This window comes from Nonomuraea sp. NPDC049784 (assembly GCF_040659615.1).
GTDB lineage: Bacteria > Actinomycetota > Actinomycetes > Streptosporangiales > Streptosporangiaceae > Nonomuraea.
Genome location: NZ_JBFAMX010000050.1, coordinates 1 through 13,545, shown reverse-complemented (window position 1 = coordinate 13,545; position 13,545 = coordinate 1). Strand labels below are relative to the sequence as shown.

Here is a 13,545-nt window from a genome sequence, read left to right as displayed (position 1 = left end):
CTCTAGCCGAGCGCGCGTGAACCCGAGCTAAGCGCGGCCTGTCCGCGTGCGGCCAATCGCCGCGTCGCCTCGTCGGAGAGTTCGGGAATGCCGTCGACGGGGAACCAGCGCAGATCCAGCGACTCCTCGCTGATCACCGCCTCGGCGCCGGGAGGGGCCACGGCCGCGTATTCGACGTCGAGATGCCAGCTGTGCGGCGGATGGCACCACACGACGTGCTTGTCCACCGCGAGCGGCCCAGGCAGCAGCTCAAGCCCAGAAATTCCCGACTCCTCCCATGCCTCCCGCAAAGCAACCTCCGCGAGCGACATGTCGGAAATCTCGCAGTGGCCACCCATGGGCAGCCACATCTTGGCCTTCGGATGCAGCGTGAGCAGCACCTGCGAGCCGTCGTGCGACAGGACCGCCGTCGTGGCCGTCAGATGCCCCGGTACGCACTCACGCAGCATCGCGTCGTCGTACGAGCGCAAATGCTCCAGGAACTCCACCCGCAACGCCTCTTCCCCGGGCGTGGGCGCGTTCCACGCGGACAGCACCGCCACCGCGTCGCCGTGCAGGCTCAACTCTGGTCGCCCTCGTCGTCCGGCTTCCTCTCCAGCTCGGAGATGTCCCAGGCCGCCTCGCCACGTACGAACGCGTCGGGATCGTCGAGATCGTCGGCCGTCGGCATGAGATCGGGGTGGCCCCACAGCGCGTCGCGCCCGTCGAGCCCGCGCGCGCTCTCCAGCGCGCGCCACAGCGCCGCCGCCTCGCGCAGCCTCCGGGGCCGCAGCTCCAACCCCACCAGCGTGCCGAACGTCAGCTCGGCGGGCCCGCCGGTCGCGCGCCGCCGGCGTACGGTCTCCGCCAGCGCCACGGCGGAGGGCAGCTTGCCCTCGGCCGCCCGGTCGACCACGGTGGCCACCCACCCTTCGACCAGGGCGAGCATCGTCTCCAGCCGCGCCAGCGCGGCCTTCTGCCGCTCGGTCTCCTCGGGCTTGAGCAGGTTGCCCCCGCTCAGCGCCTCCTGGATCGCCTCGGGGTTGTTGATGTCGAGACCGCGGATCTGCTCTTCGAGCGCCGAGGTGTCGACCGTTATGCCCTTGGCGTACTCCTCGACCGCGCCCAGCAGGTGGGAGCGCAGCCACGGGACGTGCTGGAACAGCCGGTGGTGTGCGGCCTCGCGCAGCGCCAGATAGAGCCTGATCTCGTCGGACGGGATCTCCAGGCCCTCGCTGAAGGAGGCGATGCCCCCAGGCAGCAGCGCGGCCGTGTCGGACAGCGGTAGGCCGATGTCGGTGGTGCCGACCACCTCGCGGGCCAGCGAGCCGAGCGCCTGCCCGATCTGCTGGCCGACCATCATGCCGCCCATCTGCTTGAGCATGCCGAGCAGCGGCCCGGCCATCTGCTGGGCCTCTGGAGGCAGTCCGGAGCCGCCGAGCGCGCCGCCCATGGTCTCGACCATGCGCTCCGCGATCGGCTCGCAGAGCTTGCGCCAGATCGGGACGGTGTTCTCGATCCACTCGGACCGGCTCCAGGCCTGCGGGTTCGACACGCCGCTCGGCAGCGTCGTCGATTCGTTGAGCCAGAGGTCGGCGAGGCTCAGCGCCTCGACGATCTGGCGGCGTTCGCCCTCCATGACGCTCGGGTCGCCCTGGGCGACCACGGCGTGGCGGGCGATGTTCTTGGCCATGTCCCAGTTGACAGGGCCTGAACCCTGCGGCGCCGACAGCATGTCGGCGAACTGGCGCATCGCCTGAGCCATCTGCTCAGGGTTGCCGAACATGGCGAACGGGTTCTCGTTAGGGTCGTTTTCGCGACCTGGCAGGTCAGTCACCGCTCTACCTCGTGCAGGATGGAGGAGTCCACATCCGCCACGTTAGTCGTCCTACGGCGGATCAGTGCAAAGTGAGGACCTGGTGCCTACCTCGAAACGCCCGCGCGAACCCGTAGTAGCCGTCACGGGAGCGGCTTCCGGCCTAGGCCGCGAGCTGCTCGCGAGGCTCGTATCCGCCTCGGATTTCCGCAGAGTGGTGGCCATCGACGAGGAGCGCGGCGACATTCGGGAAGCCACGTGGAGAGTGATCGACGTACGGGATCCGCTCTTGGCGAACCGGATCTCCGACATCGATGTCCTGGTCCATCTGGCCGGTGACTACGCCGTCGACTCCGACCCAGGTGAGCGGCGCGCGTACAACCTCCGAGCCGCCCAGACGGTGCTGACAGCCTCCGCGGCGGCACGTGTGCGCCGTGTGGTGCTGGTCACGAGCGCGATGGTGTACGGCGCCGCGCCCGACAACGAGGTGCCCCTGCCCGAGGACGCCCCGGTGGCGGCCGAGCCCGACACCGGCGTCGTGGGCGACTTCCTGGAGATCGAGTCCCTGGTACGCAGGTCGCTGCGCAGCCACCCCGGCCTGGAGATCACGGTGCTGCGCCCGGCCGCCGTCGTCGGCCCAGGAGTCGACACGGTCATCACCCGTCACTTCGAATCGCCCAGACTCCTGACCGTCAAGGGCTGCAGCCCGCACTGGCAGTTCTGCCACATCGACGACCTGGTCTCGGCGCTGGAGCTGGCCGCGCGCGGCGGGGTCACTGGTGTGGTGGCCGTCGGCTCCGACGGGTGTCTGGTGCAGGACCAGGTGGAGGAGCTGTCCGGCATCCGCAGCCTCGAGCTGCCCGCGGGGCTGACCTTCGGCACGGCCCAGCGGCTCCACCGGCTCGGCATCACCCCGGCACCCGCGACGGACCTGCACTACGTCGTCTATCCGTGGGTCGTCGACTGCGCGGCACTGCGCGAGGCGGGCTGGAAGCCGTCGTGGACCAACGAGGCCGCTTTCGCACAGCTTCTGGAGCTGCGCGAGAACAGGACGACCGTGGTCGGCCGGCGACTGCCCGTCAAGGAGGCCACGCTCACCGCCGCGGGAGCCACCGTCGCCGTCATCGGCACCGCCGCGATCGTCCGGCAGGTACGTAAAAAGCGGCGCCAATGAGAAATCTGCTAAGTGGACTGCCGCTACGGACCGGACCTGGCGCGGCCGTCGGGCGGCAGCCCACCGAGCAGGTTTCTCATTGGGTAGGCTCCCTTTCTGTGGACGTCATCCGGTTGCTCGGCATTCGTGACACGCCCCTCTCCGTCGACGAGGTGCTGGCCGCGGTGGGAGACCACGCCGCCGGCGGCACCACCCTCTTCGTGGGCACCGTCCGGGAGCAGGACCACGGAAAGCCGGTGACCAGACTTTCCTACTCGGCGCATCCCTCGGCGGAGGCCGAGCTGCGGCAGGTGGCGGAGAAGATCGCCGCCGACTTCCCGGTGACGGCGCTGGCCGCCGTTCATCGCGTGGGCGACCTGGAGCTGGGTGAGGCGGCCGTCATCGTCGCGGTGGCCGCGCCCCACAGGGACGAGGCGTTCAGGGCCTCGCGCCGGCTGATCGACGACCTGAAGTCGCAGGTCCCGATCTGGAAACATCAGGCGTTCGCCGACGGCGAGACCGAATGGGTCGGCGCCGCCGAATAAGCTCATCGACATGTCACGACGCGCCCTGACCCTGCTGCTCGCGGGTTTCCTCGTGCTCGCGCTCGGCGTGGTGGGCGCGTTCAGGCCCGTCCCGTACGTCGTCCTGAGCCCCGGCCCGACCGAGAACACGATCGGCGAGGTCGACAAGAAGCCCGTTATCTCGATCAAGGGGCGGCCGACCTATCCCACCAGCGGTGCGCTCAGCCTCGTCACGGTGGCCTACCAGGGTGGCCCGGCCGCCCAGATCGACCTGCTGACGGCGTTGCGCGGCTGGATCGACCCGACCGTCGCGGTGGTCCCGCAGGAGACCATCTTCGCGCCCAACCGCGACCCCAAGGAGGTCGAGCAGGAGAACACGGTCGAGATGACCAACTCGCAAGACTCCGCCACCGCCGCCGCGCTCAACGAGCTCAAGATCCCCTACAGCACGGTCGTGACGGTCGTGTCCACAGAGAAGGGCAAGCCCGCCGAGGGCAAGCTCGCGAAGGACGACGAGATCAACGCCGTCGACGGCAAACCGGCGAAGACCGTCGACGTCGTAGGCGAGGCGGTCAAGGCGCACAAGCCCGGCGAGAACGTGGTCTTCAACGTCACAAGGGGCGGAAAAAAGCTCGACGTCACCGTGCCGACGGTGGCGGGCCCCAAGGGGCAGACCCTCGTGGGCGTGCTCATGCAGGCGAAATACAAGTTCCCGTTCGACGTCGACATCAACGTGGGAGACGTCGGCGGGCCGAGCGCGGGGCTGATGTTCTCGCTCGGCATCTTCGACAAGCTCACGCCCGGTGAGCTCACCGGCGGCAAGCTGATCGCGGGCACCGGCACGATGGAGCCGTCCGGCCAGGTCGGCGCGATCGGCGGCATCGCGCAGAAAATGGTCGGCGCCAAGAACTCTGGCGCGACCGTCTTCCTCACCCCCGCCGACAACTGCGCCGAGGCCATGAAGGCAGTGCCCGACGGGCTCCGGCTGGTCAGGGCCGACACGATGCACGACGCGGTGCAGGCGCTCGATGCGCTGCGGACGGGTAAAGGAAACGTGCCCGCATGTGAGGCCGGATGAAACTTCTGGCGCCTGCCATCCGTTAGCCGTAGCGCTGGCACCGCGGTGTAGGTTGCCAGACACGGACCGTTTTTTCATCACGACGAGGGGTTGGCCTTGAGCTTCCGGACCCCAGGAGCCGGCCGGGCGATGCGCTTGCCCCGCCGACCTCGACTGCTTCTGCCTGTCGCGATCGCTCTTGTGGCGATCGTGGCGTTGTTTTTCCTATTTTCTGGGATTTATACCGACTATCTGTGGTTCGACGCCACGAACTACACGTCGGTCTTCACTGGTGTGCTGCTGACCCAGATCGTGCTGTTCCTGGTCGGGGCGGTGCTGATGGTCGGCATCGCGGGCGGCAACATGTTGCTGGCCTTCCGGATGCGCCCGATGTTCGGGCCGGCGATGTTCGGCGGTGGCAGCGGCGCCGACCGCTACCGCATGGCGCTCGACCCCCACCGCAAGCTGATCTTCATTGTCGGCATGGGCCTGCTCGCTCTCTTCTCCGGCTCCTCGTTCGCCGGGCAGTGGGAGACGTGGCTTGAGTTCGTCAACGGGGTGTCGTTCGGCAAGCAGGACAAGCTGTTCGGGCTGGACATCTCGTTCTACATGTTCGACTACCCGTTCATCCGGATGGTGCTGAACTTCCTGTTCACCGCCGTGATCATCTCGATCGTGCTGGCGGCGATCACCCACTACCTGTACGGCGGGTTCCGGCTGCAGTCGCCCGGCGTGCACGCCTCCAGGGCGGCGCGCACCCACCTGTCGGTGCTGCTCGGCATCTTCCTGCTGCTCAAGGCCGTCGCCTACTGGTTCGACCGCTTCGGCCTGGTCTTCTCCGACCGCGGCTTCGTCAACGGTGCCTCCTACACCGACGTCAACGCCGTCCTGCCGGCCAAGACCATCCTCGCGATCATCGCGCTGATCTGCGCCGCCCTGTTCTTCGCCGGCGTCGTGCGCCCCGGCGGCATGCTCCCCGGCGTCTCGGCCGGCCTGCTCGTGCTCTCGGCCATCCTGATCGGCGGCGTCTACCCGGCGCTGGTCGAGCAGTTCCAGGTCAAGCCCAACCAGCAGGGCAAGGAGGCCGCCTACATCCAGCGCAACATCGAGGCCACACGCGAGGCGTACAACGTCGACAAGACCGAGGTGGAAAACTACAACGCCGAGTCCGACCCCGCCAAGGTCCAGAAGGACGGAGACACCTCGGTCTCCGGGGTGCGGCTGCTCGACCCGGCGCTGGTGTCGTCGACGTACGAGCAGACGCAGCGCATCCGCGGCTTCTACAGCTTCGGCGACACGCTCGACGTCGACCGCTACCCCGACAGCACCGGCAAGCTGGTCGACCACGTCGTCGGCGTCCGCGAGCTGACCGGCCCGCCCGAGGGTCAGAACAACTGGATCAACAAGGCCCTCGTCTACACCCACGGCTACGGCTTCGTCGCCGCGCCGGGCAACCAGGTCGACACGAGCGGCCTGCCCGCGTACGACGCCAAGGACATGCCGGTCACCGGCCCGCTGACGACCTCCACCAAGCTGCGGGAGCCGCGCGTCTACTACGGTGAGGACCCGTCCTCGGCCGAGTACGTCATCGCGGGAGGCAACCCGAAGAACCCGCAGGAGCTCGACTACCCGAAGACGGGCGGCACGGGCCAGGAGAACACCACCTACACCGGGGGCGGGGTCCGCGTCGGGTCGTTCGTCAACAGGCTCGTCTACGCCGCCAAGTACGGCGAGGCGAACATCCTCCTGTCGGGCGACATCAACGACAGCTCCAAGATCCTGTACGTCCGCAACCCGCGTGACAGGGTGGAGAAGGTAGCGCCCTTCCTCACGCTCGACGGCAACCCCTATCCGGCGATCGTCGACGGGCGCATCACCTGGATCATCGACGGCTACACCACGTCCAACGACTACCCGTACTCGCAGAGCGAGAGCCTCGGCGACATGACGCGCGACACGTCCACCGACCGCCGCGTGATCGCCCAGCAGCCGACGGACAAGATCAACTACATCCGCAACTCCGTCAAGGCCACGGTCGACGCCTACGACGGCACGGTCAAGCTCTACGGCTGGGACACCAACGACCCGATGCTGAAGACCTGGAGCAAGGCGTTCCCCGGCATCATCCGCCCGGCCTCGGAGATGAGCCCCGACCTGCGCAACCACATCCGCTACCCGGAAGACCTGTTCAAGGTGCAGCGCTACACGCTGTCGCGCTACCACATCACCGACCCGGCCGCCTTCTACAGCGGCCAGGACTTCTGGAACGTCCCCGGTGACCCGACGCAGGGCGACAAGAACATCAAGCAGCCGCCCTACTACCTGACCACCACGATGCCGGGCGGCACGCCGACGTTCTCGCTGACGACCACGTTCGTGCCGCGCCAGGGAGGCGCCAACCTGTCGGCGTTCATGGCGGTCGACTCGTCGGCCGGCTCCGGGTACGGCCGGCTACGCATCTTGCGCATGCCGTCCAACTCGCCCATCCCGGGTCCGGGACAGATCCAGAACGCCTTCCAGAGCCGCCTCGCCGGTCAGCTCAACGTGATGGGCGTGGGCAGCTCGTCGCTGCGTTACGGGAACCTGCTGACGTTGCCGTACGCGGGCGGTCTGGTCTACATCGAGCCGGTGTACGTGCAGGTTGCCGCGGGCGGTGGCCAGGAGCCGTACCCGATCCTGCAGCGGGTCCTGGTGTCCTACGGCAGCAAGATCGGCGTCGGGCCAACTCTGGACCAGGCGCTCCAGGAGGTTTTCGGCGGCGAGCAACAGCAGCAGAACCCCACTGAGCAACAGCAGCAGACCGTCCCCAGCCAGACCAACACGGCGATCAACACGGCGATCGGCAACGCCAAGAAGGCGTACGAGGACGCGCAGAAGGCCCTGCAGTCCAGCCCGCCTAACTGGGATGCCTACGGTGACGCTCAGAAGCGGCTGGAGGAGGCGCTGAAGGCGCTGGAGGGGGCGAACCAGGCCACGCCCTCGGCGACCCCTTCTGCCACGCCCTCCGTCTCACCCTCCGCCTCACCGTCGGCCACGCCCTCCGCCCCGGCCTCGCCGTCGCCATCGCCTACGGGATCGCAAGCCGGAGGCACGTCCTAGCCCATTCAGTTTGCGCCCACCCCTCGCAGCCGACTAGTCTTTAGAACGCAAGGCGACGCGGGGTGGAGCAGTTCGGTAGCTCGCTGGGCTCATAACCCAGAGGTCGCAGGTTCAAATCCTGCCCCCGCTACCAATCCCAGAAGCCCGGGTCCGGAAACGGAACCCGGGCTTTTGCGCATCTCGGTCTTGGGGATGGACTTCCGTTGCCAGGGGGTCGGCCGTGTGTCTTTGCCCCTTTCGCATGAGGGCCGCCACCAGTGACTGCGGTCACATTGGGGCCGGCGGGAAGGCGGGATGTCCCAAGCACTGATGGGAGCCTGTATAGTTATTGATGACACACCGACGCGGGGTGGAGCAGTTCGGTAGCTCGCTGGGCTCATAACCCAGAGGTCGCAGGTTCAAATCCTGTCCCCGCTACTTACCCAGAGTCCCTGGTCACCGGATCATCCGGAGGCCGGGGACTTTGTCGTTTCCGCAGCCCTTGCCTGCCCTCAGCAAGGGTGATTACATCATTACATGACTGACGAAGCAGTGCCCACGCTGTACGAATGGGCAGGCGGCAGCGAGGCGTTCGAACGGCTGACCGAGGCTTTCTACCGGACCGTCGTCAAAGACGAGCTGATCGGCCCGCTGTTCGCCCACATGGACCCGGACCATCCGAAACATGTGGCGATCTGGCTCAGCGAGGTGTTCGGCGGGCCAGATCGATACACCAAGGAGCGTGGCGGTTATCCGAACATGCTCCGCCACCACCTCGGCAAGGCCATCACCGAGCCGCAGCGCCGCAGGTGGGTGAGCCTGCTCATGGACGCGGCGGACGAGGTGGGGCTGCCCGACGACCCCGAGTTCAGGGCCGCGTTCGCGAGTTACATCGAATGGGGCACCAGGTTGGCCAGGCACAACTCCCAGCCGGACGCCAAGCCTCCGCTGGAGGCGCCCGTGCCGCACTGGGGCTGGGGGGTCGCGCCGCCCTACCAGCCTTAACCTGGAGGAATGGGAGCCACGTCCCGCGGGATGCTGCGCGTTTACCTGGGTGCGGCACCCGGGGTGGGCAAGACGTACGCCATGCTGAGCGAGGCGCACCGCGCCCGCGAACGTGGCAAGGACGTGGTCGTGGGCTTCGTGGAGACCCACGGCCGCGCCAAGACCGCCCGTCTGCTCGAAGGGCTGGAGATCCTGCCGCGACGGACGATGTCCTATCGGGGCGCGACATTCACTGAGCTCGACGTCGATGCCGTCATCGCCCGCGCCCCCGCCGTGGCGCTGATCGACGAGCTCGCCCACACGAACGTTCCCGGCTCCCGCAACGCCAAGCGCTGGCAGGACATCGACGAAGTCCTCCACGCTGGGATCGACGTGGTCTCGACCGTCAACATCCAGCACCTCGAATCGCTGAACGACGTGGTCGACCAGATCACCGGCGTGCCACAGCGGGAGACCGTACCGGATGAGGTGGTGCGGCGTGCTGACCAGATCGAGCTCGTCGACATGGCGCCAGAGGCGCTGCGGCGCAGGATGGCCCACGGCAACGTCTATCCGCTCGAACGGGTCGACGCCGCGATGGCCAACTACTTCCGCGTCGGCAACCTGACCGCCTTGCGGGAGCTCGCCCTGATCTGGGTGGCAGACAAGGTGGACGAGCAACTCGACCGTTACCGTGCGGACCATGGCATAGCGGGCACCTGGGAGGCCCGCGAGCGCGTGGTGGTCGCGCTGACGGGAGGCCCGGAAGGCGACACGCTCATACGGCGGGCGGCCCGCATCGCGGCCAGGAGCAAGGGTGCGGACCTGCTGGCCGTGCACGTCACCAGCGCCGACGGCCTCACCTCCGCCGGCGACCCCACGAACCTGATCCGCCAGCGCACCCTCGTCGAGGACCTCGGCGGCTCCTATCACCAGGTGGTGGGCGACGACATTCCGCGCGCGCTGCTCGAGTTCGCCCGTGGCGTGAACGCGACCCAGCTCGTGCTGGGGGCGTCGAGACGGGGGCGCTTCGCGCAGATCCTCTCGCGTGGTGTGGGCGTGACCACGACGGCGATGTCGGGGTCGATCGACGTTCACATGGTCACGCACGAGGCCATCAGGAAGGGGCGCGAGCGGGCGCGGTCGAGGGCCGCGCTGACCCGCGGGCGACGGCTGTCCGGCTGGGGGCTGGCGCTGCTCGGCATGCCGCTGCTCACCGTCGCGCTCGGGCCGCTGGACCTGTCGCTGCCCAGCGATATCCTGCTCTTCCTGCTGCTGGTCGTAGGGGTCGCCCTGGTGGGCGGCATGTGGCCGGCCCTCACGGCGGCGGTGCTCGGATTCGGGCTGCTCAACTGGTTCTTCACGCCGCCGCTGCACACGTTGACGATCGCGGCGCCGGAGAACGTGCTCGCGCTGGCCATCTTCGTGCTGGTGGCGGCCATGGTCAGCGCGGTCGTCGACCTGGCGGCCAGGCGCAGCAGGGACGCGGCGCGCTCGCAGGCCGACGCCGAGGTGCTGTCCACGCTGGCGGGGCACGTGCTGCGGGGCGAGGCGGCGCTGCCGTCGCTGCTGGCCCGGATGCGGGAGACGTTCGGACTGATCTCGGTGACCCTGCTCGAACGCTCGGACGGTTGGAAGATCGTCGCCACCTCGGGTGGAGCGCCGTGCACGAGCCCGGGGACGGCCGACACCGACGTAGTGATCGACGACCGGCTCGTGCTCGCCGCCCACGGCCGGCTGCTGGACGCGAGCGATCGGCGAGTGCTGGAGGCGTTCGCCGCGGAGGCGGCCGTCGCGCTGCGCGAGCAGCGGCTGCGGGAGGCGGCCGAGCAGGCCGAGCCGCTGGCCGAGGCCGACAGGATGCGCACCGCCCTGCTCGCCGCCGTCAGCCACGACCTGCGTACTCCGCTCGCCTCGGCCAAGGCGGCGGTCGAGAGCCTGCGCAGCACCGATGTCACCTGGTCGGACGAGGACCGGTCCGAACTGCTGGCCACCGCCGACGAGTCGCTGATCAAGCTGGACCGGCTCGTCTCGAACCTCCTCGACATGAGCCGCCTCCAGGCGGGCGTGCTCGGCGTGCACCTGGAGCCTGTGGCGATCGAGGACGTCCTGCCGCGCGCCATCGACGACCTCGGCCCCCTGCGCGAGCGGATTCAGAGTGACCTTCCGCCCATGGTGCCGGAGATCATGGCAGACCACGCCCTGCTGGAGCGGGTGCTCGTCAACCTGATGGCGAACGCGATCCGCTACAGCCCCGACGACGAGCTCGTCCTCGTCAACGCGAGCTGGCACGGCGAGAACGTGGAGATCCGCATCATCGACCGGGGTCCCGGCATTCCCTCCGAAGCGCATGAAAAGGTGTTCATGCCATTCCAGCGGCTCGGGGACCGCGACACCCACACGGGCGTGGGGCTCGGCCTGGCGCTCTCGCGCGGTCTCACCGAGGCGATGGGCGGCGCGCTCGTGCTGGAGGACACGCCTGGAGGGGGCCTGACCATGACCATCTCGCTGCGGAGGCACGCATGACCCGCGTGCTGGTGGTGGACGACGAGCCGCAGATCCTGCGTGCTCTGCGCGTCAACCTGGCCGCCAGGCAGTACGAGGTGGCGGTCGCGCCCGACGGCGGCACAGCGCTGCGCCAGGCCGCCGACTGGCACCCCGACCTGATCATCCTCGACCTCGGCCTGCCCGACCTCGAAGGCGTTGAGGTCATTCAGGGCCTGCGCGGCTGGACCTCGGTCCCGATCATCGTCCTCTCGGGCCGTTCGGACAGCACCGACAAAGTGGATGCGCTCGACGCGGGCGCCGACGACTATGTGACGAAGCCGTTCAGCATCGACGAGCTGCTTGCACGCGTCCGCGCGGTGACCCGCCGCACGGGCCAGCCGGATGAGGAGGCCGCCACGGTGCGGCTGGGCGATCACGTGATCGACCTCTCCAACAAGACGATCTCCGGTGGGGTACGGCTGACGCCCACGGAGTGGCACTTCCTGGAGATCCTGCTGCGTAACCCGGGCAAGCTGATCAGCCAGCGCCAGCTCCTACGGGAAGTGTGGGGAGATTCGTACGAGAAGGAGACGCACTACCTACGCCAGTACATGGCCCAGCTCCGGCGCAAGCTCGAACGGGACCCCTCCCACCCCGTCCATCTGCTGACCGAGCCCGGGATGGGTTACCGGTTCCAGCCTTCTTCGTCGTAGGTCCTGATCATCGAGAACGCTTTGTGCGCGGCCCAGCCGAGGAGCACGAGCCCGAAGATCACTTGCACAATCTGCATCGGCAGGGAAGAGCTTGGATCGGCGTAAAGAACGACGCCAACCCACATCAGGCCGAATATCGCGACCAGTGCGACTGCCGCCCAGTTCAACCTCCGCTGCCACATACGCGCAGTCTTACAGCCGGGCGGCCAAGATGGGGTATGCCCCGAGTCGTCATCGGGTCAGTGGCCTAGTGCGGGAGTGCTCTCCTCATGCCGACGCAGCGGCGCAGGCGCATTCCGCGCGGGCGCTTTGGGACGGTGTCCTCCAGACACTCGAGCAGCGCCGCCGCCGTGCGGGCGTCTGACAGGATGCGCTGCACGGCCTCGCCGTCCTCCGGCAGCTGGCCGCGCTCGGCCAGCTCGTGCTTGAGGAACGCCAAGGGGTCGGGCGCCCCCACGGTGTCCGCCGCCACTGTCGCCCGCGCGGCCGTGAGGAGGCGCAGGTAGTGGGTGCGGAGCATGGCCTCGCGCAGGCGGGCGTGCTCGAGGTCGTCGATCAGGGTCCTGGCGATTCTCAGCAGGTCTCCGGCATGGGTCGCCTCGTCGGCGAGGAAGGCACGGATGTCGTCGAACTCCGAGCGGGTCATAGCGGACACCTCCGAGAGCGCAGTCTGCTCGTAGCTACTTCGTACCGGGTCGCGATTGCGGATGACTTGCTGACGGCTTGACGCCGGGGGTGCCGACCAGGGGGTCCTTGTGAAGGTTTGAGCGTTGCGTGGGGAGGGAAGGACATCAGGATTACCCAAGAGGCAGAAGTGGGCGCGACGGGCTGCTAGAGTTGCTTCTCGCAGGGCGGCCAAGGGGTTCCAGGAACCTCCGGAGATGCCCAGCGAATCCCACTACCTTCAGGCTCGTCCGACGGTGTTCGTATCACTTCGGATGGGCTGGTAAGTTAGAGGGGTTGTCCCGGAAACGGGGCGGCACGGCTTAATTTCTGCAGATCGAGCAAGTCGGGTCAATTTGACAGGGACTTGAACGGCTGAAAGAATTAAGACACAACGAAATGAACGCCTCCGAGCGAAAAGCCTGAATGGTTTCGAGTGAGGGTGTACGCGTCCGTTTCTTGAGAACTCAACAGTGTGTTAAAAGCCAGTGCATGAGATTTACATGCATGACCCCGTCTTTTTGACGGATAGCTCGGATTGATTTCCGGACAGACATTGTTTGGAGAGTTTGATCCTGGCTCAGGACGAACGCTGGCGGCGTGCTTAACACATGCAAGTCGAGCGGAAAGGCCCTTCGGGGTACTCGAGCGGCGAACGGGTGAGTAACACGTGAGCAACCTGCCCCTGACTCTGGGATAAGCCCGGGAAACTGGGTCTAATACCGGATATGACGCGCTTCTGCATGGGATGCGTGTGGAAAGATTTTTCGGTTGGGGATGGGCTCGCGGCCTATCAGCTTGTTGGTGGGGTAGTGGCCTACCAAGGCGACGACGGGTAGCCGGCCTGAGAGGGCGACCGGCCACACTGGGACTGAGACACGGCCCAGACTCCTACGGGAGGCAGCAGTGGGGAATATTGCGCAATGGGCGGAAGCCTGACGCAGCGACGCCGCGTGGGGGATGACGGCCTTCGGGTTGTAAACCTCTTTCAGCAGGGACGAAGTTGACGTGTACCTGCAGAAGAAGCGCCGGCTAACTACGTGCCAGCAGCCGCGGTAATACGTAGGGCGCAAGCGTTGTCCGGAATTATT

General features: G+C 67.5%; 11 protein-coding genes, 2 tRNA genes and 1 rRNA gene. 10 read left to right on the top strand and 4 right to left on the bottom strand.

Annotation, left to right across the window (positions count from 1 at the left end; translation table 11 throughout):
• Positions 1-2: 2 nt before the first annotated feature.
• Positions 3-563, bottom strand: coding sequence for an NUDIX domain-containing protein (locus tag AB0J09_RS14275; protein WP_360689854.1), 561 nt, complete (start codon positions 561-563; stop codon positions 3-5).
• Entirely contained in the window at positions 560-1,765 is a 1,206-nt protein-coding gene (locus tag AB0J09_RS14270) for a zinc-dependent metalloprotease (RefSeq protein ID WP_360689890.1), read from the bottom strand. Before AB0J09_RS14270 ends, AB0J09_RS14275 begins: the two co-directional genes overlap by 4 nt.
• 130 nt (positions 1,766-1,895) lie before the next feature.
• On the opposite strand from AB0J09_RS14270, the gene AB0J09_RS14265 reads away from it, so the two are divergent.
• From AB0J09_RS14265 to AB0J09_RS14225, 9 genes are all read left to right on the top strand, one after another.
• A complete protein-coding gene (locus AB0J09_RS14265; protein WP_360689888.1) occupies positions 1,896-2,969 on the top strand; it encodes an NAD-dependent epimerase/dehydratase family protein in 1,074 nt (357 codons plus the stop codon).
• A 98-nt stretch (positions 2,970-3,067) separates the two neighbouring features.
• Positions 3,068-3,493 carry a molybdenum cofactor biosynthesis protein MoaE gene (locus AB0J09_RS14260; protein WP_360689852.1) on the top strand — a complete coding sequence of 142 codons (426 nt, stop codon included), beginning with the start codon at positions 3,068-3,070 and terminating at the stop codon, positions 3,491-3,493.
• Positions 3,494-3,503: 10 nt separating this feature from the next.
• The gene (locus tag AB0J09_RS14255) at positions 3,504-4,550 is read left to right on the top strand and encodes a PDZ domain-containing protein (protein ID WP_360689850.1); all 1,047 of its coding nucleotides are present in this window, start codon (positions 3,504-3,506) and stop codon (positions 4,548-4,550) included.
• A 129-nt stretch (positions 4,551-4,679) separates the two neighbouring features.
• Positions 4,680-7,628, top strand: coding sequence for a UPF0182 family protein (locus AB0J09_RS14250; protein ID WP_360689848.1), 2,949 nt, complete (start codon positions 4,680-4,682; stop codon positions 7,626-7,628).
• Between the two features lie 56 nt (positions 7,629-7,684).
• A tRNA-Met gene (locus AB0J09_RS14245) sits at positions 7,685-7,761 on the top strand.
• 210 nt (positions 7,762-7,971) lie between these two features.
• Positions 7,972-8,045, top strand: a tRNA-Met gene (locus AB0J09_RS14240).
• Positions 8,046-8,144: 99 nt separating this feature from the next.
• Entirely contained in the window at positions 8,145-8,612 is a 468-nt protein-coding gene (locus tag AB0J09_RS14235; RefSeq protein WP_360689846.1) for a group II truncated hemoglobin, read from the top strand.
• A gap of 9 nt (positions 8,613-8,621) precedes the next feature.
• Complete coding sequence (locus tag AB0J09_RS14230) at positions 8,622-11,117, top strand: DUF4118 domain-containing protein (RefSeq protein ID WP_360689844.1); 2,496 nt, start codon at positions 8,622-8,624, stop codon at positions 11,115-11,117.
• Positions 11,114-11,791, top strand: coding sequence for a response regulator (locus AB0J09_RS14225; RefSeq protein ID WP_360689842.1), 678 nt, complete (start codon positions 11,114-11,116; stop codon positions 11,789-11,791). The genes AB0J09_RS14230 and AB0J09_RS14225 overlap by 4 nt, the downstream gene beginning before the upstream one ends.
• Here AB0J09_RS14225 and AB0J09_RS14220 read toward each other — a convergent pair.
• Positions 11,764-11,973: a hypothetical protein gene (locus AB0J09_RS14220; protein WP_360689840.1), complete on the bottom strand. Its 210-nt coding sequence runs from the start codon at positions 11,971-11,973 to the stop codon at positions 11,764-11,766. The genes AB0J09_RS14225 and AB0J09_RS14220 overlap by 28 nt on opposite strands.
• 65 nt (positions 11,974-12,038) lie before the next feature.
• The gene (locus AB0J09_RS14215; protein WP_360689838.1) at positions 12,039-12,437 is read right to left on the bottom strand and encodes a hypothetical protein; all 399 of its coding nucleotides are present in this window, start codon (positions 12,435-12,437) and stop codon (positions 12,039-12,041) included.
• A 574-nt stretch (positions 12,438-13,011) separates the two neighbouring features.
• On the opposite strand from AB0J09_RS14215, the gene AB0J09_RS14210 reads away from it, so the two are divergent.
• Positions 13,012-13,545: ribosomal RNA gene (locus AB0J09_RS14210) — 16S ribosomal RNA — on the top strand; the annotation flags it as partial.